This is a genomic window from Rothia sp. HMSC069C03 (assembly GCF_001811075.1).
In the GTDB taxonomy this organism is placed as follows: Bacteria; Actinomycetota; Actinomycetes; order Actinomycetales; family Micrococcaceae; genus Rothia; species Rothia mucilaginosa.
On record NZ_KZ627133.1, the window covers coordinates 124,619 to 143,268 of the forward strand.

Genomic DNA, 18,650 nt, shown 5'->3' on the forward strand with positions numbered 1-18,650 from the left:
AGCCTAAGCCTCCGACTTCTTCGAATCGCCACCGTGACGGATTTCCAGGGACTCCAGCAGACGCGCACCCAAAGCGGTCACATCGCCAGCGCCAACGGTCATCACAATATCGCCATCCTGAGCGCAGGTCACAATATCCTCAATAGCGTCCTCAGCGGTAGCGTAACGAACCTCAGAGAAACCAGCACCGGTAATCAGCTCACTGGTCACACCCTCAATCGGCAGCTCACGAGCCGGGTAAATATCCAGCACATGAGCACGGTCAGCCATCGACAGGGCCTGCGCGAACTCCTTTGCAAACTCGCGAGTACGAGAGAACAGGTGCGGCTGGAAAATCACGTACAAGTTGTGGCCATCAGCCACGGTACGGCCCGTCTCCAGGGCACAGAACACCTCGGTCGGGTGGTGCGCATAGTCATCAAAGACCTTCACGCCCGCAACCTCACCACGCAGGGTGAAGCGGCGGTCAGCGCCCACAAACTCAGCCAGAGCACGAGCAATGTCGGCTGCCTCGTAACCAGAGATCAACGCCGACGCAAAAGCAGCCGAAGCGTTCAACTGGTTATGAATACCGGGCACCTTCAGCGCAAGATCCTGCTCACCCTCATAACGCACACCGCGGCACTCAAAAGACCACAACAGGTGCGACGACGAGGAAGAACCAGCGCTGGTAATCTCACTAATGTGCAGGTCAGCGCCCTCAGACTCGCCGTAAGTCACCACGGGCACACCCGCCGCACGAGAACGAGCCGCCAGATCAGCCGCGCCCGCATCATCAGCGCAGGTCACCACAACACCGTTAGGTGCCAGCGAACCCACAAAACGGTTGAACGCCTCAAAGACACGCTCATCCGTCTCATAGAAATCCAGGTGATCCGGCTCAACATTCGTCACCACAGCAATAGCCGGGCGGTAACGCACAAACGAGCCGTCCGACTCATCAGCCTCAGCCACAAAAATCGACTCCGGGCCCTGAGCACCCAGGTGAGCGTTCGTGCCACGACCAGCAATCACAGTCCCCACCGCGAACGACGGCTGCGCACCCAGCTGATCAAACATCACAGAAATCATGGAGCTGGTCGTGCTCTTACCGTGAGTACCGGCAACAGCAACCACCTGAGACTCACCCATCACAGCGGCAAGCGCCTCAGAACGATGCAGCACACGCAGACCCTGCGCACGAGCGGCAACAAGCTCCGGGTTATCCTCACGAATCGCAGTAGAAATCACCACGGTATCAACGTCCACAATGTTCTCAGCCTGCTGAGGAACACCCACACGAGCACCCGCAGCACGCAAAGACTCAACAGTAGCCGACTCTGCACGATCAGAACCGCTCACCGTCACACCAGCCTGCAGCATCAGAGCGGCAATAGCACTCATACCAGCGCCACCAATACCGATGAAGTGCACACGGCCCAACTCGCTCATCTTCGCACGCTCGGGGAACGGCGGGTTCAGCGGTGCCGGCAACACCATCTCAAGATTCATCAATTCAGTCATTACTTCTCAGCTGCCTTCAATACTGCTTCAGCCATAACGCGTGCCGCGTCACGGATACCAAGTTCATACGCCGCAGCGCCCATGCGCTCCAGCTCCTCCGGGTTCGCCATAAGAGCCGGAATCTCACGGGCGAACCACTCACCGGTGACCTCTGCATCCTTCATCAGCAGAGCCGCAGACGCCTCCACCAGAGAACGAGCGTTCAGAGCCTGTTCACCATTACCAATAGGAAGCGGCACAAAAATCGCGGGAACACCCACAGCGGCAATCTCACTGACGGTCGCCGCGCCCGAACGCACCAGCAGAAGATCAGCGGCAGCGTACACATCCTGCATTCCGTTGCTGAACTCAATCTGACGGTAATTCGGGGCGCTCAACAACTCGCCGTTCTCATCCAGAACAGCCTTACCCTTGCCGGTAATATGCAGAATCTGGAAGTCCCACTCCGCAAAGTGGTCACGGCACGCCGCCACCGCATTATTCAGGCTCTGCGCACCCAGCGAACCACCGGTCACAATCACGGTCGGCTTCTGCGGGTCCAGGCCCAGGTTACGGCGAGCCTTCGAACGGTGCGCCTCACGGTTCAGGTAGGCAATCTCATCCTTCATCGGCATGCCCACCAGGGTCGCGCGCGGGAAAGGAGTATTAGGGAACGCCACACCGGTGAACTTAGCAAACGTACCGCCCAGACGGTTTGCCAAACCGGGCCTCGCGTTCGCCTCATGAATCACCACGGGAATCTTAGCGCTCAACGCCGACAGATACGCCGGCGGGCACACGTAGCCGCCCACGCCAACAACTACGTCTGCATCTGCTTCTTTGAGGATGCGGCGGGTCTTCGACAGGCCACCAAAGAACTTAGCGGGGAAAGCCAAAGCGGCACGGTTAATGCTACGAGGGAACGCCGCACGAGGGATGAACTCAATATCGAAACCAGCTGCCGGAACCAGCTCGGCTTCCATCTTATCCGCAGTGCCCAGCATCAGAATCTTAGCGTTCGGCTCAAGATCACGAACTGCACGCGCAATCGCGAGCATCGGATTAATATGACCGGCGGTGCCACCACCGGCGAAGACTATAGAGGGCGCCTTCTTCGTCATAGGTCTTTCTCCCAACACATCGGTACAGCATCATTTTACGCTATCGCACCTGTTCAAAAGAGCGCCCCCGCCATTGAGCTACAACTCAATAGCGAGGGCTTTATCTTATATTCAGCACATATTCATCACGGGTAGAGGCACGAACCGCAGCTCGTTCCCCCGAATCTCAGCCCCCGATATGCAGGCTTCGCGGAGCGGGTTCCGCGGGGTTTAGCCTTGCTTACGGGTGCCGCGCTGATCCGAGTTCCGAGCCGCGCCCTGAGCCGGACGCTGCGCCTGCTGGGCGCTGTTCTTCGGAGCGCCCTTGGCCTGAGTACCCTTTGCCTGGGTGCCCTGTCGCGGCGCTGCCTGACGTTGAGCGCCCTGTCGAGGATTACCCTGTCGAGGATTGCCCTGTCGCTGGGCACGACGCTGACGATCCTCAGGATGCAGCGGCTGCAGACCCGCAGGTAGCGAACCCGACGGACGGTGCTGTGCGCTACGGGGCTGAGCACCACGAGCCTGCTGCACTCGCTTCTGAGCAGCAGGTTTCTGAGCAGTAGGCTGCTGAGCGGTACGGGGCTGAGCAGTACGAGGCTGAGCAGGCTTACCCTGTGCCGCTCGAGTAGAGGCAGTACTCTTCTGGGCAATACGAGTCTGCTGACCGGTACGAGGCTGAGCGGGAGCCTTCTGCGGAGCTGCCTTCTTCGGTGCAGGCTTCTGCGGTGCAGGTTTCTGCGAGGCCTTCTGCTTCTGAGCTTCAGCCTTCTGCTCCGCCTTCACACGGGCAGCTTCCTCACGAGCCAGACGCGCTTCCTCACGAGCCAGACGCGCCTCTTCTCGAGCCTGCGCCGCCTCCCGGCGAGCCTGTTCCTCCTCGCGACGAGCCTGCTCCCGGGCCTGGCGCTCCTGCTCACGAGCCACACGAGACAACTCGCGCTGCTGATCCGGCGCAAAACCCAACCAACGGCGCAACGTACTCTCCGGACCGAAAACAACCTTCAAAGGATTATGTTCCTTCAACAGGTGGCCACCAGCAGCCGCACGAGCAGCCTCTTCCTGATTCAGCACATCCTGCAACGGCGTACGACGCTGCCATTCAGCATTCTCACGACGAACCTCACGCGCGCTCTGGGTCTCAATATTCGACGGTTTCGTCGCGCCACGCAACGGAGTCTGCCGCGCAAACGCCAACAACAAACCCGCCGCAAACAACGAGGACAACAGCGACGAACCACCATAGGAGACAAACGGCAAAGGCACACCAATCACCGGCAAAATACGGGACACCATGCCCATATTGATAATCGCCTGAGAGGTCAACCAAATCATGATGCCGCCCGTAGCCAAACGCACCAGCGGATCAGTAGTACGCAGCATAATACGAACCGCGCAGTACACCAGGCCCACATACAGCAGCAGAACCGCCAGCGTACCCAGCAGACCCAGCTCCTCACCAATAATGGCGAAAATATAGTCGTTATGCGCCTCAGCCAGGTAGTTATACTTCTGGCGCGACTGGCCCAGACCAACACCCAAGAAGCCACCGGTCGTCAGCGCCACCTCACCAGAATTCGCCTGGTCACAGTTAGCGTTCGTGCACGAGCCCCAAATACCGAAAATACGAGCCACACGGTTCGCGCTACTGAGCACACCCACCAGCGCCAACACCGCAAACGCGCCGCCAATCTTCAGCAGCGAGCTGCGAGAAGCACCCGCCAGCCACATCATGCCCACAAAAATGAAGCCATACACCATGGCGGTACCCATGTCACCACCGAGCATAATCAGCAGCACCAGGGCACCCACACCATAAATCGAGGGGAACAGCGTGCGCCAAATACTACGAGAAATATCGCCGTGACGGCTGTACACCCACGCCAGCCACATAATAATCGCCAGCTTCGAAAACTCCGACGGCTGGATCTGTCCGATGCCGGGGATCTTCAACCAGTTACGGTTACCGTTCACCTCAACGCCAACGACCACCACAGCAAGCTGCATGACCAACGCGACAATCAGCATCGCGTACACCACAGACTTCTTGTGGTAATACCCAACAGGGATACGCGTAATACCCGCCATCGCGAGAACGCCCACGACCAAGAACATAATCTGAGACGAAACCTGCGAGAACGGCGACTGCCCCTGCGAAATCATGGTGACGCTCGACGCCGACAGCACCATAATGCAGCCAAAAATAGCCAGACCCAGGGTCGTCACCAGCAGCATCACCGGCACATCCCACAGGTCAGCCTTCAAACCACGACGGTACAGCCTACCGGCACGAGCACGGAACGGCGCAGAGAAATCCTCCAAACCGGCTCGCAAAGACGCCCAACGACCACTCGTAGTCGAACGCGCCGAAGAAGCCGAACGCGCCGAAGATGCGCTGGTACTCACATGCCCTCCTATAGGCCTCAACTGCCACGGATCCGTCGTGGCGAATACACGAAAAAGGTTCAGGGGTGGGACACCGTTACCATCCCACCCCCGAGAAGAACCCGCAGAAAGCGCCCCGGTCACCCGAGACACCCCCTGCAGGTAGCGTCCTAAGAGTCAGCCAGCTGGGCGGCGACAGCGTTCGCAAACGCATCACCGCGCACCGCATAATTCTTGAACTGGTCCATCGACGCAGACGCGGGAGCCATCAGCACGGTATCGCCCGGATGCGCCAGCTCAGCAGCCTTCGCAACGGCCGCGTTCATCACGGCAATGCCGTCCGAAGAATCAGCCACAGCGGCGGTCATATTGTAGGTCGGAACCTGCGGAGCGTGGTTAGCCAACGCCGACTTCAACGCCGCAGTATCGGTACCGATAATCAGCACAGCCTTCAGACGCTGCGCGTGGGCAGCAATCAGCTCATCGTACTCAACGCCCTTCGACAGGCCGCCAGCAATCCACACCAGCGAGGGGTAGCCGCTCATCGACGCGTTCGCAGCGTGAGGATTCGTAGCCTTCGAATCGTTCACCCACATGATGTCGTTCGCGTAACCCACCAGCTGGTTGCGGTGTGCACCGGTCTTGAAGGAACGCAGGCCAGCGCCCACAGCCTTCGGGTCGATATCAGCCGCACGGCACAGAGCCGCAGCCGCCAGAGCATTCTCCACGGTGTGCTTTGCGGGCATCTTACCGGGTGCCGGAGCGAGATCCTCCAGAACCGCCAGCTCATACGCCTCGTTGTAACGGTTCTTCAGGAAGGCTCGATCCACCATGATGTCCTCAGCCAGGCCGAGCATCGACACGGCGGGCATCTCAGTGGAGCTGAAACCAATCGCGCGAGCGCCCTCAATGACGTCCGCGTTCTCGACCATACGCAGGGTGTCCACGTGGTCGGTGTTGAAGATGCAGGCAACCTGAGTGTGCTCGTACACGCGAGCCTTATCAGCCTTGTAACACTCGAACGAACCGTGCCAGTCCACGTGGTCCTCAGCAATGTTCAGAACCACCGAAGCGTACGGGGACAGCGAGTAGGTCCAGTGCAGCTGGAAGCTCGACAGCTCCACCGCGAAGAACTCGTAGGGCTCATCGTCGGCAATCGCGTACACGATGGGCATGCCCACATTACCGACCTGAATAGCCTTCTTACCGGCAGCCTTCAGGATGGAATCGACCATGCCCACGGTGGTGGTCTTGCCGTTCGTGCCGGTTAGGCACAGCCACTTGGGGGTCGGGCGGTCGCTGCGCTCATTCAGGCGCCACGCCAGCTCCACATCGCCCCAAATCTGGATGCGACGCTCATACGCGTCCAGCATGACCGGGTGGTCGGGACGCAGGCCCGGGGAGGTTACCACAAGCTCGGGTTCCTGACCATCCACCGGGGGCAGTGCGCGCATGTGCTCGGGACCAAACAGGCCCTCAACGTTGCCGTAGGCGTTAGCGTACAGGTCGATGCGCTCACGCTTCTCCGGGGTATCTGCCCCGTCGATGACAACAATCTTCGCACCCAGCTGAGCGAGCACATCGGTCACAGCGTCTCCGCTGGTACCCATGCCCACCACGACCACACGCAGGTTAGCCCAGGGGGCGCCCCAGTGAGTCAGCTCCGCGAGGCGCTCGTTCTCATACACCGGGTTCACCGCAATAGCGGCGGCGTTCGCTTCAATGCGAGCTGTATCCGGCTGTTCATTAGTTGACATTAGTGAATCACTCCAGAAGTCTGCGAGAACCAGTCACCGAAGAACAGCGCCAGGGCAACGAGCACGCAGAGGGCGTTAACAACCCAGAGGCGGAACACGGAGTTCACTTCGCCGCTGCTGACGGTACCGGGGGCAATGCCTCGCTTATCAATTGAGTACTTGCCGTTGACGCCGACCTTCTCCATGTGGTGGTGGAAGGGGGTCATACGGAAGTAACGGTGCGCATGCAGGGGCTTCTCCCCCGCTGCGACCGAACGCTTACGGCTGGTCTTGAACACGAACTTCTGCACGATCACAGAGAACACTTCCAGCACGGGAATCAGAGCGATGACCAGCAGAAGCAGTTCGGTGCGGGTGAACAGCGCGAAAGCAACCATTGCGCCACCGAGCGCCAGGGAACCGGAGTCGCCCATGAAGATCTGTGCCTTCGACACGTTCCACCAGAGGAAGCCAGCCAGCGAACCTACCAGGGATGCGGCAATCAGAGCCAGCGAACCGGGGTCGCGCACATCGTAGCAGGCGGTGCCGGCACCGGCGGAGCAGGCGTGTACGTACTGCCAGATGCTGATGGTCAGGTAGCCGGAGAAGATGGTCATCATGATGCCGCCAGCCAGGCCGTCCAGACCATCGGTGAAGTTCACCGCGTTCGTACCGGACAGGGAGATGAGGGTAATCCAACCAACCAGCAGGATGGAGCCGAAGACCGCGCCCGCCGCGAACAGATCGATGGGCAGGTCACGTACGAAAGAGATGGCGGTCGACGCCGGACGAGCACCCGACTCGTTCGGGAACTGGAATGCCAGGTACGCGAAGGGCAGGGTCACGCCCAGAAGACCAATGGTCTTCTGCTTCTCGGTCAGACCCTCGTTGCCCTTATTGCGGAACTTCATGATGTCGTCCGCCGCGCCCACACCGAGCATGCCCAGGGTGAAGGCGATGGTCAGCCACGCGGTAGCGGTCGGTACCGGCGCGGTACCGAAGAACAGGGCGCTCACCGCAAGGGTCAAGAAGTAGGCGAGAATCGCCGAGGGGATGAAAATCAGACCCGCCATGGTGGGGGTACCCGCCTTGTGCTGGTGGGCCGCCGGGCCTTCCTCACGGATGAGCTGGCCAAGCTTGAGGGACTTCATCTTCTTGATGAACACCGGCAGCGCGGTGAGGGAGATGAGGAATCCGAGGATTCCAGCAATCAGCACGGTAATCATAAAGCGCTACCCTTCGTTCGTGGTCTGTTCGGTCGAAGTACGGTCGCCATTAGCGGTACCGTCCAGGTGAGCGGCAAGGTGGTCGCTCAAATCGGTGGTTTCAACAAAGTCACCGGCAGAAAGCCAGGTCGGTGCCTGCTCTTCCTCAGCGCCGAAGGTGTACTCGGCGAAAGCAACCTGGTCACCCAGAATGCCCAGCTTCGCGCCGTTCGAGGACTTGAAGAGCACAATATCGCCGGGGTGAACCTCGGCGCGCAGGATCTGCTCTGCCTCTTCCGGGGTTTTCACCCAGGTCGCCTCATTACCCCAGGAGCCTTCCAGATGAGCAGCATTGTAGATGGGCTTCGTCTCGTCGCCCACAGCAATCAGCTTGGAAATGTTCATGCGCACCACGAGGCGACCGATGCGGTCGTGCTCCTCCACGGAGGCGTCACCGAGCTCCAGCATGGCACCCAGAACAGCCCAGGTGCGGTGCGGCTGACCGGTCGCCGGGTCAACGGTGCGGCCCAGCTGCGCCAGAGTGCGCAGTGCCGCTGCCATCGACTCGGGGTTCGCGTTGTATGCGTCGTTAATGACGGTCACGCCATCAGCGCGGTCGGTGCGAGCCATACGCCACTTCGAAGCCGCCGCCGCCTTGTTGAGCGCGCGAGCGATTTTCTCACCCGAAATACCGCTGTTGTAGGCGATTGTCGCCGCAGCCAGCAGGTTGTGCACGTGGTGCTCACCGATCAGCTGCGAGGAGATCTCGTACTCGCTACCGTCGGGCAGGCGCAGAGTGAACTCGGGGCAGCCAGCGTCGGTGGTGCGCAGGTTCAGCGCCGCCACGTAGCGTTCGTAGGGCTGGCCGTTCGCGTCGGTCTTCTCGCCCACGCCAAAGTAGGTAATGGGGGCAACCGAACGCGACGCCATGCGCAGCACGCGCTCATCGTCAGCGTTCAGAGCCAGGGAGCCGGTCGGCTGAACGCCCTCAGCCAGCTCGCCCTTGGTGCGCTCAATATTGTCCACGCCGCCGAACTCGCCAGCGTGCGCGGTACCAACCTTCAGGATTGCGCCGTGATCGGGGTGCGCAATATTCGCCAGGTACTCGATGTTGCCCACACGGTCCGCACCCATCTCAATGACCAGGTAGCGGGTGGACTCATCCGCACGGAAAACGGTCAGGGGCACGCCCACCTCACTGTTGTAGGAGCCGACCGGGGCAACGGTCGGGCCCTCCGGGGTGAAAATGGCGGCAAGAAGGTCCTTGGTGGTGGTCTTACCGGCAGAACCGGTAATACCGATAACGGTCAGCTCACCCTGAGCGCGCATCTGCTCAATGGAATAGCGCGCCAAATCGCCCATCGCCAGCACCACATCGGGCACCTGGATGCTCGGGTAGGGCACGCCCTGCTCGTCGAGTACTTCACGCTCGACCAGCGCCAGGGTCGCGCCCCTCTCAAACGCCATGGGGATGAACCTGTGACCGTCAGTGACCGCACCGGGCTTCGCCACGAACAGGGTGCCGGTCTGCACCTCACGGGAGTCGGTGGTGGCGAAGTCTGCGTACACCTGCTCCTCACGGCCCTCCAGGCCGATAGCGGTGCCGCCGGTTGCCTCAATAATCTGGGCGGCGCTGAGCTTAATCATTCTTCACCATACCTTCAGCGGTCTTAGAGTCACTTTCATCGAGCATGCGCTGGTAGTCAGGCAGAATCTCGAAACCGTGCGCACGCAGGGCACGGGCGGTTTCAACGCGGTCGTCCAGGGCGATATCCACGCCGTCAACATCCTGTTCGGTTTCGTGGCCGCGGCCAGCAATCAGGATGGCGTCATGCTCGCCCGCCAGGGCAATTGCCGCATCAATAGCGGCGGCACGCGGAGAAATATTCAGGATCTGGGTGGCTCGGCGGTTCTCAGCCTTCTGCGCGCCCTCCTCAACGGCGGCACGAATCGGCTCGGGCGCCTCACCGTGCGGGTCGTCATCAGTCACAACCACAATATCTGCGTACTGTGCCGCAATCGCACCCATAATCGGGCGCTTGAGCTGATCACGCTCACCGGTCGCGCCGAAAACAATCATGACCTTGCCGTCGCCGGGGCGGTCCATTGCTTCCAGGGCACGGGTCAGTCCGTCAGGGTTGTGGGCGAAGTCCACAATCGCGTGCGGAGCCAGAGAAATCAGCTGCATACGACCCGGCACCACCGGAGTCAGAACCGAACCGGACGCCAGCTCGGGCAACAGGCGCTCACGCTCAGCGGAGTCAGTGTCCAGGTACGCCATGAGAGCCGCCAGCGCGGCATTCGAAACGTTAAAGTCAGCGGGCAGACCGGTGTAGCATTCAACGCTCTCACCGGCACCATTAGCCACGTGGAAGCGGTGGCCCAGGCCCTCACGCTGAACCTTCACCACAGCCCAGTCGCGGGCACCAAACTCTGCGGGCACCTCAGCCAGACCGGCACCGCGCGCAGTCACCAGACGGTGCACCTGCTGCGCACCCATCTGCTCGCAAGCGGCGGAGAACATCTTCTCGCCCCATTCGTCATCAGCAGTAATCACAGCCAGCTCGGCACGTTCGGGAGTGAACAGCTGAGCCTTCGAGTCGAAGTAGTGCTCCATAGTGCCGTGCAGGTCCAGGTGGTCCTGGGTCAGGTTCGTAAAGCCAGCAACCGCGTACTTCACGCCGTCCACACGGTGGTAATCAATCGCGTGCGAAGACACCTCCATCGCCGCGCAACGCACCTGATGCTGACCCATAATCGTCAGCAGAGAATGCACGTGAGGAGACTCCGGGGTGGTCATCTTCGAAGGAACCGACACACCATCAATCAGAATCTGAATCGTGCCAATCAGACCGGTCTTCACACCCAGGCCGGTGCGGAACACCGACTCCAGCATATAGGTGGAGGTGGTCTTACCGTTCGTACCGGTCACCGCGTAACGGTGGGTAGCGGGGAACGACGCCGAACCATAAATCAGCGCAGCCAACGGACCGACATACTCGCGCAGGTTCTCAGTCACCAGGACAGGCACCGGCGCCTCACCCAGCAGCTGTGCACCGGCAGCATCCGTCAAAATAGCGGAAGCACCCAGCTTCAACGCAGCCTCAGCAAACTGCGCACCGTGCACCTTCGCACCGGGCAGAGCCACGTACAGGTCCTGCGGGCGCACGCCTCGGGAGTCCATGCTAATACCGGTGACCTCAACAGAATCACCGGATTCGGAGCCCTGAACGCCACTAGCCGGCTGGGAACTCATCTGAGCGCCCAAGCCCTGCAGATGTTCGCGAAGGTGCGCCAAACTCACCGGGTGCACAGAATTCGGGCGCAGAGTCTGAGCGTCGCCGCCCAGCAGGTTCTGGCCGGGTGCGTGAGATGCGGTATCCATCGTCCTTCTTTCCTCTCCGCTGTCCGAAGCGGTGAGCTCTGTATGGTCAATGCGCTCAAGGCACACAGGGTCATTCAATATTCTACGGTCTTTAGGCTTCGACAGGTGTTCAGTGCCGGGGCTTCTTCATCACGAATCAGCTACCGGGCACCTCTCCCCCGCTTGCCTTTAGCTCGTCTTATTGGGGCTGTCCTCAGCAAAAAGCGGAATCAACTCCGGTTCGCCGGTAGAACGCGGCACATTATAGGTGTGCAGAGTCTTCTCCATAATCTTGGAGAACTCAGCCGTCGTACCGTTCGTACCCACGCTACCCTCAGGACGCTGCATGGTCACCGCCACCAAGAACTGCGGGTTCTCAATCGGCGCCACACCAACAAAGGACGTCGTGTTGCCGTCATAGCCACCCTTCTCACTCGGAGCTTCCGCAGTACCGGTCTTACCGCCCACGCGGTAGCCAGTCACCTTCGCGGGGCGGGCATGGCCCTGCTCCACCACGTTCTCCATGAGAGTCAGGCAGGAGGCGGCGGTCTGCTCGCTCACCATGCGTTCGCCAGGCTCCACGGCACGCTTATGTTCGGTACCGTCGGCGTCAATGATCGCGTCCACAATGCGCGGCTTCAGACGAACACCTTTATTGCCCAGCGCCTGGAAAATCATTGCGGTCTGCAGCGGAGTCTGCGCAACGCCCTGACCAAACAGCACCGTGTACTGCTGACGGCCGTCCCAATCACGCCAATCAGCAATCAGGCCCTGCTCCTCACCGGTCAGCTCAATGCCGGTAAACTCACCAACACCATACTTCTTCAACCAGTTGTAGCGCTCTTCCTTGCTGAGCTTCTGACCGACCAGCACCGTACCGGTGTTCATCGAGTCAGTAATAATGCCCGAGAAAGTGCGCTTCTGCGCCCCGTGCTCAAACGCGTCCTTGAAAGTCTGGCCGTCAATCGTGAGGGTCGCGGGCACATCATACACACTAGTTGGAGTCGTCAGGCCCTGCTCAATCAGCGCCGAAGAAGTCAGCATCTTCTCGGTCGAACCGGGCTCCACGTTCTGCGAAATAGCGCGCGGAGTCATATCCGCAGCATCCTCAATGGTTGCCGCACCCGGGTCCATCGTAGAGGAATCAGCGAGAGCCAAAATGGAGCCGTCACGCACATCCATAACAATGGCGGTACACCATTCAGCCTTCAGCTCCTCAGCGCGAGCACGTACCACCTGCTGCGCAAAATACTGCACATCACGGTTAATGGTCAGACGAATATTCTTACCGTCCACCGCCAGGCGCTGCTCTTCCTTCGCCACGGGGATACGCACACCATCAGCACTAATCTCATAGGTGCGCTCACCGGGGGTACCGGCAAGCTCCTTCTCGAAGACACGCTCAATGCCCACCGAGAAGTTACGGGACACCGTGCCGCCCTTGCCGTTGCCGTCAGCCTCTTCAACAATGTTGTACTTGCCGACCACGGAGCCACCCACACTACCGTTGGGGTACAGGCGCTGGGAGAATGCCTCACCGTAGATGAAGGGCGCACCCAGAGCATCAATCTTATTGAAAATTTCCGGGGTGATATTTGCCTTAATCACCGAGTACTTGGAGGTGCCGTCCAGCTTGGACTTGATGAACTCATCGGTAATGCCCGGGTCAACGGTCTTGAGAATATCGACCATCTCGTACACCAGCTGGTTGGGGGTGACCTCAATCTTCTGGGTGCGGTCCTCGTTGTAACGCTTAAAGGTCGCCACGGCGCTCTGATCTGCGGTCAGGTTATAACGCTGCACGGTACGCGCCATAACGTTACCGTTGATATCGAGAATCTGGCCACGCACAGCAGGCAGCACCTGCGAGCGCAGACGCTTCTGACGGGACGCATTCGCCACCGCACCGGGGTCAAAGCCCTGGCGGATAAACAGGTTCGCACCGATAACGCCCAGAGCGCAGGTGGCTGCGGCGCCTGCGACGAAGCCACGGCGGGTCAGATCCGGCTGACCGGATGCCGATTCGTTCGCGTTCTTACGCGCGTCGGAGCTCATGCGGTGGTCCTTTCGCTGGTCTAGTCTATCGGTGATGCTACGCATCCTGTGGTCAATGTTGTTTATCGTGCGGGCTGGCTTGCCGCGGGGCTAGCGGCAGGGCTGGACTGCTGAGCGGCGCTCGGGGCGGCGGAAGCAGCCGGGCTAGCAGGCGCGCTCGGTGCAGGGTTGGCCTGCTGAGCGGGGTTAGCCTGCTGCGCGGGGCTTGCCGAGGCGCTTGCAGATACCTTTGCCGTAGCGCTCGCCTGGCCGTGGCGTTGCTGGACGGACTTGTCCGCATCCACAATGCTCTTGGCGTAGCTTTCGTTCGAGCCAGCTGCCGGAGGCGGAATCAGGTTCTCCTGCTTGCTTCCCTCAACACCGGTCGGACTTGCCACCGGGGCGGGAGTGCCCTCAATCGTGGAGGACTGTAGGTTCAGGGTCGCCTGCGAAGAGCTCACAAACATGCCAAGAGTGCTTGCTCGAACCGCCAGGTCCTGCGGGGCTTCCTTGAAGCCAATCTCCTGTTGCAGCGCCTGGTTTTCCTGCACAAGCTGTTGCTCCTGCGCGCGCAAATCCACCATGTCGTACTGGCGGGTCACAATCAGCACATTGAGTAGCAGAATAAAGACCAGGGTCAGCGGGATTGCTGCAAAAACAGCGAGCATAGTCGGCGGGCTGAGCTTACGGGCTCGGCGGCGCACCGTCGAGAGCGGGTGACGCGACTTCGGCTTCTCCTCGCGGGGCTCTTCGGTGCGGGCTGCCGCACGAACGCTCGAGGGCACACGGCTCGCATTCGTCGAGGTTCGCTTACCGCCGTGCGATGCTGCGGTGCTGACGGGGCGGACCACCGGCTGGGAGGCGGTGACCGGCTCCAGACGCGCGGTGCGGGTGCGACCGGAGTGGGCTCGGGTGGAGGCGCGGCTCGCCCCGGTGGAGCCACTTGTAGAGGATGCGCGGGTAGAGCCAACGGCGCCGGGGGTGCCGGCGGCAGGGCGCGAGGAACCGGCGCGTCGACTCCGCGGGGCGCCCTGGGTGCGGGTGGGGCGCTGGGATGCGTGCTGGGTGCTCACTCTTCTTCGCTTTCTGTCTTCTACTTGGCGGGGATGCGGATCTTCTCGGCGGCGCGCAGCTTGGCGCTGGCGGCGCGAGAGTTCTGTTCGATTTCCTCGTCGGTAGGCGGTTCTGCGCCGCGGGTAATGATTTTGACGGTGGGCTTGTGCTCTTCAAGCTCTACCGGGAAGCCCTTGGGTGCTTTGGAGGTTGCCTCTGCGGTCAGCGCCCTCTTGACGATCTTGTCTTCGAGGCTGTGGTAGCTCATGGCGACGAATCGGCCGCCGAGGTTGAGCGCCTCCAAGGCTGCCGGTACGGCGCGTTCGAGGGCTTCCAGTTCGTGGTTCACTTCGATGCGCAACGCCTGGAAGGTGCGCTTGGCGGGGTGACCGCCGGTACGCTGCGCGGCGACGGGCACAGCCTTCTGGATAATGCGCACGAGCTCACCGGTGGTTTCCAGGGGTGCGTTGGCTCGGGCGGTGCAGATGGCGCGGGCGATACGCGACGCGAACTTCTCTTCGCCCCAGTTGCGGATAATGCGGCGCAGCTGATCTTCGCTGTATTCGTTGACGACGATGCGGGCGGTGAGCTCGTCTTCGGAGTTCATGCGCATGTCCAGGGGCGCGTCGTAGGAGTATGCGAAGCCGCGGGTGCGTTCGTCCAGCTGCATGGAGGAGACACCCAGGTCCATCAGGATGCCGTCGATGCCCTGCACGCCGGCAGTTTCCATGGCGCGGTCAATTTCATCGTAGACGGCGTGGACGGGTACGAAGCGATCACCGAAGCGTGACAGGCGTTCACCGGCGATGGCGTGTGCCTGCAGATCGCGGTCAATGCCAATCAGCACAAGGTTTTCGAAGCGTTCAAGCAGCGCCTCGGAGTGGCCCCCCATACCGAGGGTGCCGTCAATAACGTAGGCGGTGCCGCGCTCCTCAACGGCGCGTTCAATGCCGGGTGCCAGCAGGTTAATGCAGCGGTCCAGCATCACGGGCACGTGGCGTTCGCTGGCTTCACGCTGGGAGAGGTTCTCAATGGATGCGCCGGTGACCTTGGTGGCAGCGCCGGATGCGGTCGTACCGGTTTCGGGGGCGTGGTCTACGCTCATGGGTGCTCCTGTGAGAGTTTGTCCTGCGGAAGGCTGGGAAGGCTTACGGAAGAGTGGTGCGGGTGCTAGAGATGCCAGGGCGGTAGCCGTCGCACCGGCGGGATGCCGGTTAGAGTAGCGGACTGAACGGGTCCTCGTCGAGGGAGGCAAATTCAGCTTCGGTGCGGACGAGGTATTCTTCCCAGGCTGCGGCGTCCCAGATTTCTGCGCGGGTACCGGATCCGATGACGACGAGGTTGTCGGTCAGTCCTGCGTATTGGCGCAGTATCGGCGGGATGGTGATGCGTCCCTGCTTGTCAGGCAGTTCGTCTGAGGCTCCTGAGAGGAAGACTCGCAGGAAGTCTCGGGCGGCTCGTCCCGGCAGGGGCGCGGTGCGCATCCGTTCGTGGATGCGTTCAAATTCTGCGGCGGGGAAAACGTACAGGCATCGTTCTTGACCGCGGGTCAGAACGAGGCCTGCTGAGAGTTCCTCACGGAATTTGGCGGGAAGAATGATGCGTCCTTTGGCGTCCATTCGTGGTGAGTAGGTACCTAAGAACATTCACTTCACCTCCCCGATGTGTGCCCCTGATGTGTGCCGATGTGCTGAAGCCTGCGGGAGCGTGGTTGCTCCACGAATCCTGTAGGTGCCGGTGGCGGGGTGTGCCGGGCCCTGCACCTTCGTCGGTTGCTTGAGGGCACGACGATAGGACTGACTTTCAGCTTTCCCCTCCACTTTACCCCACTTTCCACCACCTACCCCACCCGGCAGAGTATCTTTTAGTGTTTTTATGCTCTCTTCTGCATTTTTAACGCTTACGCATATCTTCTGCACAGCTTCGGGTGTGCTCCTGCTCAGCGTGCCGCCCTCAGATTGCCTACTTCGAAGAGGCTCAGGTATGTCCATGGTTCGGGGCGTAACGCCCGGCGCCCGGAACTTGGGGCATAAAATGGGCACGAGAAAGCGGAGGTAAGAGAATTCTTACCTCCGCTTGATCGGTCTTGAGTTTTGAGATGTTCGCATCGGGGGCAGCCCTAAAAGCTAGGCCGCAAAGTTTCTGCGTCCTGAATGCTCTAGAACTGACCGTTATTACGCTCGTCCCAGCGGTCTTCGAGGCGGTTCATGAAGGAAGACCGTTCCTTCTGCTCGCGCTGACGCACGCGAGCTGCGCCCTCTGCCTTACCGCCAAGGAAGGAGTCGACCGGGGTCTTCTTGCTGGTGGTCGCAAAGTACACGCCACCCGCTGCGAAGAGGAAGCCGAATACGCCCAGCCAGATCATATTAGATGCGACCGCACCGATAATGATGCCCAGACCGATAAGAACGAAGAGAATACCGAGAGCCAGGTGGCGAGCACTAAAGACCGGCGCAGTATTGCCAGTTGAGGACATGGAGGAGGCAAAGTGCGGATCCTCATTGCTCATGAGTTCTTCGAGCTGGTCCAGAACCTTCTGTTCACGCTCGGACAGTGCCATCGTTTTTCTCCTTTGAGGTGTCTCTACTCAAGATGACGTTCGTATCAGCAGGGTTAGCTGGTGTACCAGCTGGCGCGGTGAGCGCTTCTTCCCGTCGTACGCTTCCCATCGTACCCCGCCGGGTGGGGTTGGCGCATTCTTTTTCAGGCAGAAGTACCTTAAGGTCTTCTATGGAGGGCGCTACTCTTTCTGCGATGCTTCCCCTCTTCCCTCCCTCAGTCTTTTGCACAGCCTTTTACTCAGCCGTTTACTCGGCCTTTTGATCCGGCACCGCCACCCCGGAGGCTGGTTTGAGGCTTTCCTGCGAGTACTTGCGATGAATGGCGTCCATGACGTGCTCAACCTCGGACCATCTGCCGCTCTTCACGAGGCGGGCACCGGACCCCGAGTGAGCGCCAGCTCCCGAGCGAGTACCGTTCTGCGGGCTATTGTCCGCTCCCCCGCCGCCTCGTTGTGAGGAAGCGGTTTGTGCTGAGGCGGTTTGTGCAGAGCGTGGGTTTGCCCCGCTCTCGATGGAGTCGAAGAGGGTTTGTTGCACCCCGTCTTCGGTGCGGGCGAGCTTTTCGGCGCGCACTCCGATGAGCCGCAGGGCGCGTGGCGCCTCCTGACCCACCAGAATTTCATCGGCTCGCAGGGCTTCCAGAGCCAGGGAAGCAATCTGCATACCGGAGTCCACGGGCACGTTTAGGGGGATAGCGCGGGTGTGCGTTTCGAAGGTGCTGTAGCGGATTTTGAGGCTGAGCCCTCCGGCGAGTTTCCCGGCGGCACGCAAGCGCTTTCCCAGCTTGAGGCTCAGCTCCCGAATAGCAGCACTAACCTCCTGGGCATCGGTCGTATCCGTCTCGAAGGTGTGCTCGCCACCCATGCTTTTCTCTTCGCGTTCGGTAACCACGGGCCGTTCGTCAATACCGCGCGCCATGGCCCAGAGGTGCTCACCCTGGGCAGTGCCGAAGCGTTCTTTGAGCCAGTCCAGGCTCATGGACCTCATCTGGGCGATGGTGTGAATACCGTATCGGGAGAGCTGCTCGGTACTTTTCGCGCCCACTCCCCACAGGTCGGAGACTTTTCTCGGGTCAAGAAATTCTTGAACGCGCTCGGGCGGAATAACCCACAGCCCGTTCGGCTTGCTACCGGTGGATGCCATTTTGGCGAGTAGCTTATTGGGAGCAACCCCCGCCGAGGAGGGCAGGGAGAGCTCCTGTGCGATGCGGTCGCGAGCGCGCTGTGCCAGGGCGACGGGGTCTTGGCCGTGCAGGTAGGCGCCGGTCAGATCCACGAAGGCTTCGTCCACGCTGACCTGTTCCACGTAGGGGCTCAGGTCGTTCAGGATTGCCATGACGGCGCGGGAGTAGTGCCGGTAGTCGCCGCGCAGCGGCAGGACGGTGGCGTTGGGGCTGAGGTTTTGGGCGCGGCTGAGCGGCATGCCGGAGCGTACTCCGTGGGCGCGCGCCTCGTAGGAGGCTGAACAGACGACCGAGCGGGGGCCCAGGGGCGCCACGATAATGGGCTCGCCACGCAGAGCGGGGTTTTCGAGGAGTTCGACGTTGACGAAGAAGGCGTCCATGTCCAGGTGCATAATGACGCGGCCGTTCCTTGCGCCGCTGTTCTTGCCGGTTCGCGTCTGCCCCATGTCGCCTCCTCTCATAGCTTCTACGCCCACCTACCGAAAATATAGCACATTTCTACGAATAATAGGGGTAATATATCGTAAACGTGTTCGTAAATGCGTTCTCT

General features: G+C 60.7%; 13 protein-coding genes. All 13 read right to left on the bottom strand.

The genetic code is table 11. The features are described from left to right. Nucleotides 1-3: 3 nt before the first annotated feature. A complete protein-coding gene (gene murC, locus HMPREF2779_RS01820) occupies nucleotides 4-1,503 on the bottom strand; it encodes a UDP-N-acetylmuramate--L-alanine ligase (protein ID WP_105360671.1) in 1,500 nt (499 codons plus the stop codon). Then, on the bottom strand, nucleotides 1,503-2,603 hold the full coding sequence (gene murG / locus HMPREF2779_RS01825) for an undecaprenyldiphospho-muramoylpentapeptide beta-N-acetylglucosaminyltransferase (RefSeq protein WP_199774547.1): 1,101 nt from the start codon (nucleotides 2,601-2,603) through the stop codon (nucleotides 1,503-1,505). The genes murC and murG overlap by 1 nt, the downstream gene beginning before the upstream one ends. Before the next feature lie 210 nt (nucleotides 2,604-2,813). Further along, nucleotides 2,814-4,985, bottom strand: coding sequence for an FtsW/RodA/SpoVE family cell cycle protein (locus HMPREF2779_RS01830; protein WP_105360673.1), 2,172 nt, complete (start codon nucleotides 4,983-4,985; stop codon nucleotides 2,814-2,816). A gap of 149 nt (nucleotides 4,986-5,134) precedes the next feature. Continuing rightward, nucleotides 5,135-6,721, bottom strand: coding sequence for a UDP-N-acetylmuramoyl-L-alanine--D-glutamate ligase (gene murD / locus HMPREF2779_RS01835; protein WP_070687142.1), 1,587 nt, complete (start codon nucleotides 6,719-6,721; stop codon nucleotides 5,135-5,137). After that, on the bottom strand, nucleotides 6,721-7,926 hold the full coding sequence (gene mraY, locus HMPREF2779_RS01840) for a phospho-N-acetylmuramoyl-pentapeptide-transferase (protein WP_105360674.1): 1,206 nt from the start codon (nucleotides 7,924-7,926) through the stop codon (nucleotides 6,721-6,723). The genes murD and mraY overlap by 1 nt, the downstream gene beginning before the upstream one ends. A 6-nt stretch (nucleotides 7,927-7,932) precedes the next feature. Beyond that, nucleotides 7,933-9,552: a UDP-N-acetylmuramoyl-tripeptide--D-alanyl-D-alanine ligase gene (gene murF / locus HMPREF2779_RS01845; protein ID WP_070674995.1), complete on the bottom strand. Its 1,620-nt coding sequence runs from the start codon at nucleotides 9,550-9,552 to the stop codon at nucleotides 7,933-7,935. Continuing rightward, nucleotides 9,545-11,290 (bottom strand): Mur ligase family protein, encoded by a 1,746-nt coding sequence (locus HMPREF2779_RS01850; RefSeq protein WP_105360675.1) that lies wholly within the window; start codon nucleotides 11,288-11,290, stop codon nucleotides 9,545-9,547. The genes murF and HMPREF2779_RS01850 overlap by 8 nt, the downstream gene beginning before the upstream one ends. Before the next feature lie 168 nt (nucleotides 11,291-11,458). Then, on the bottom strand, nucleotides 11,459-13,324 hold the full coding sequence (locus tag HMPREF2779_RS01855) for a peptidoglycan D,D-transpeptidase FtsI family protein (protein ID WP_105360676.1): 1,866 nt from the start codon (nucleotides 13,322-13,324) through the stop codon (nucleotides 11,459-11,461). 62 nt (nucleotides 13,325-13,386) lie between these two features. After that, nucleotides 13,387-14,376 (bottom strand): cell division protein FtsL, encoded by a 990-nt coding sequence (locus tag HMPREF2779_RS01860; RefSeq protein WP_105360677.1) that lies wholly within the window; start codon nucleotides 14,374-14,376, stop codon nucleotides 13,387-13,389. Between the two features lie 20 nt (nucleotides 14,377-14,396). Further along, nucleotides 14,397-15,461: a 16S rRNA (cytosine(1402)-N(4))-methyltransferase RsmH gene (gene rsmH, locus HMPREF2779_RS01865; RefSeq protein WP_105360678.1), complete on the bottom strand. Its 1,065-nt coding sequence runs from the start codon at nucleotides 15,459-15,461 to the stop codon at nucleotides 14,397-14,399. Nucleotides 15,462-15,570: 109 nt separating this feature from the next. Then, nucleotides 15,571-16,002 carry a division/cell wall cluster transcriptional repressor MraZ gene (gene mraZ / locus HMPREF2779_RS01870; RefSeq protein ID WP_105360679.1) on the bottom strand — a complete coding sequence of 144 codons (432 nt, stop codon included), beginning with the start codon at nucleotides 16,000-16,002 and terminating at the stop codon, nucleotides 15,571-15,573. Between the two features lie 512 nt (nucleotides 16,003-16,514). Then, nucleotides 16,515-16,916, bottom strand: a complete 402-nt coding sequence (locus tag HMPREF2779_RS01875; protein WP_005506566.1) for a DUF3040 domain-containing protein — start codon at nucleotides 16,914-16,916, stop codon at nucleotides 16,515-16,517. Nucleotides 16,917-17,163: 247 nt separating this feature from the next. Beyond that, entirely contained in the window at nucleotides 17,164-18,546 is a 1,383-nt protein-coding gene (gene dinB / locus HMPREF2779_RS01880; RefSeq protein WP_105360680.1) for a DNA polymerase IV, read from the bottom strand. Nucleotides 18,547-18,650 lie beyond the last annotated feature (104 nt).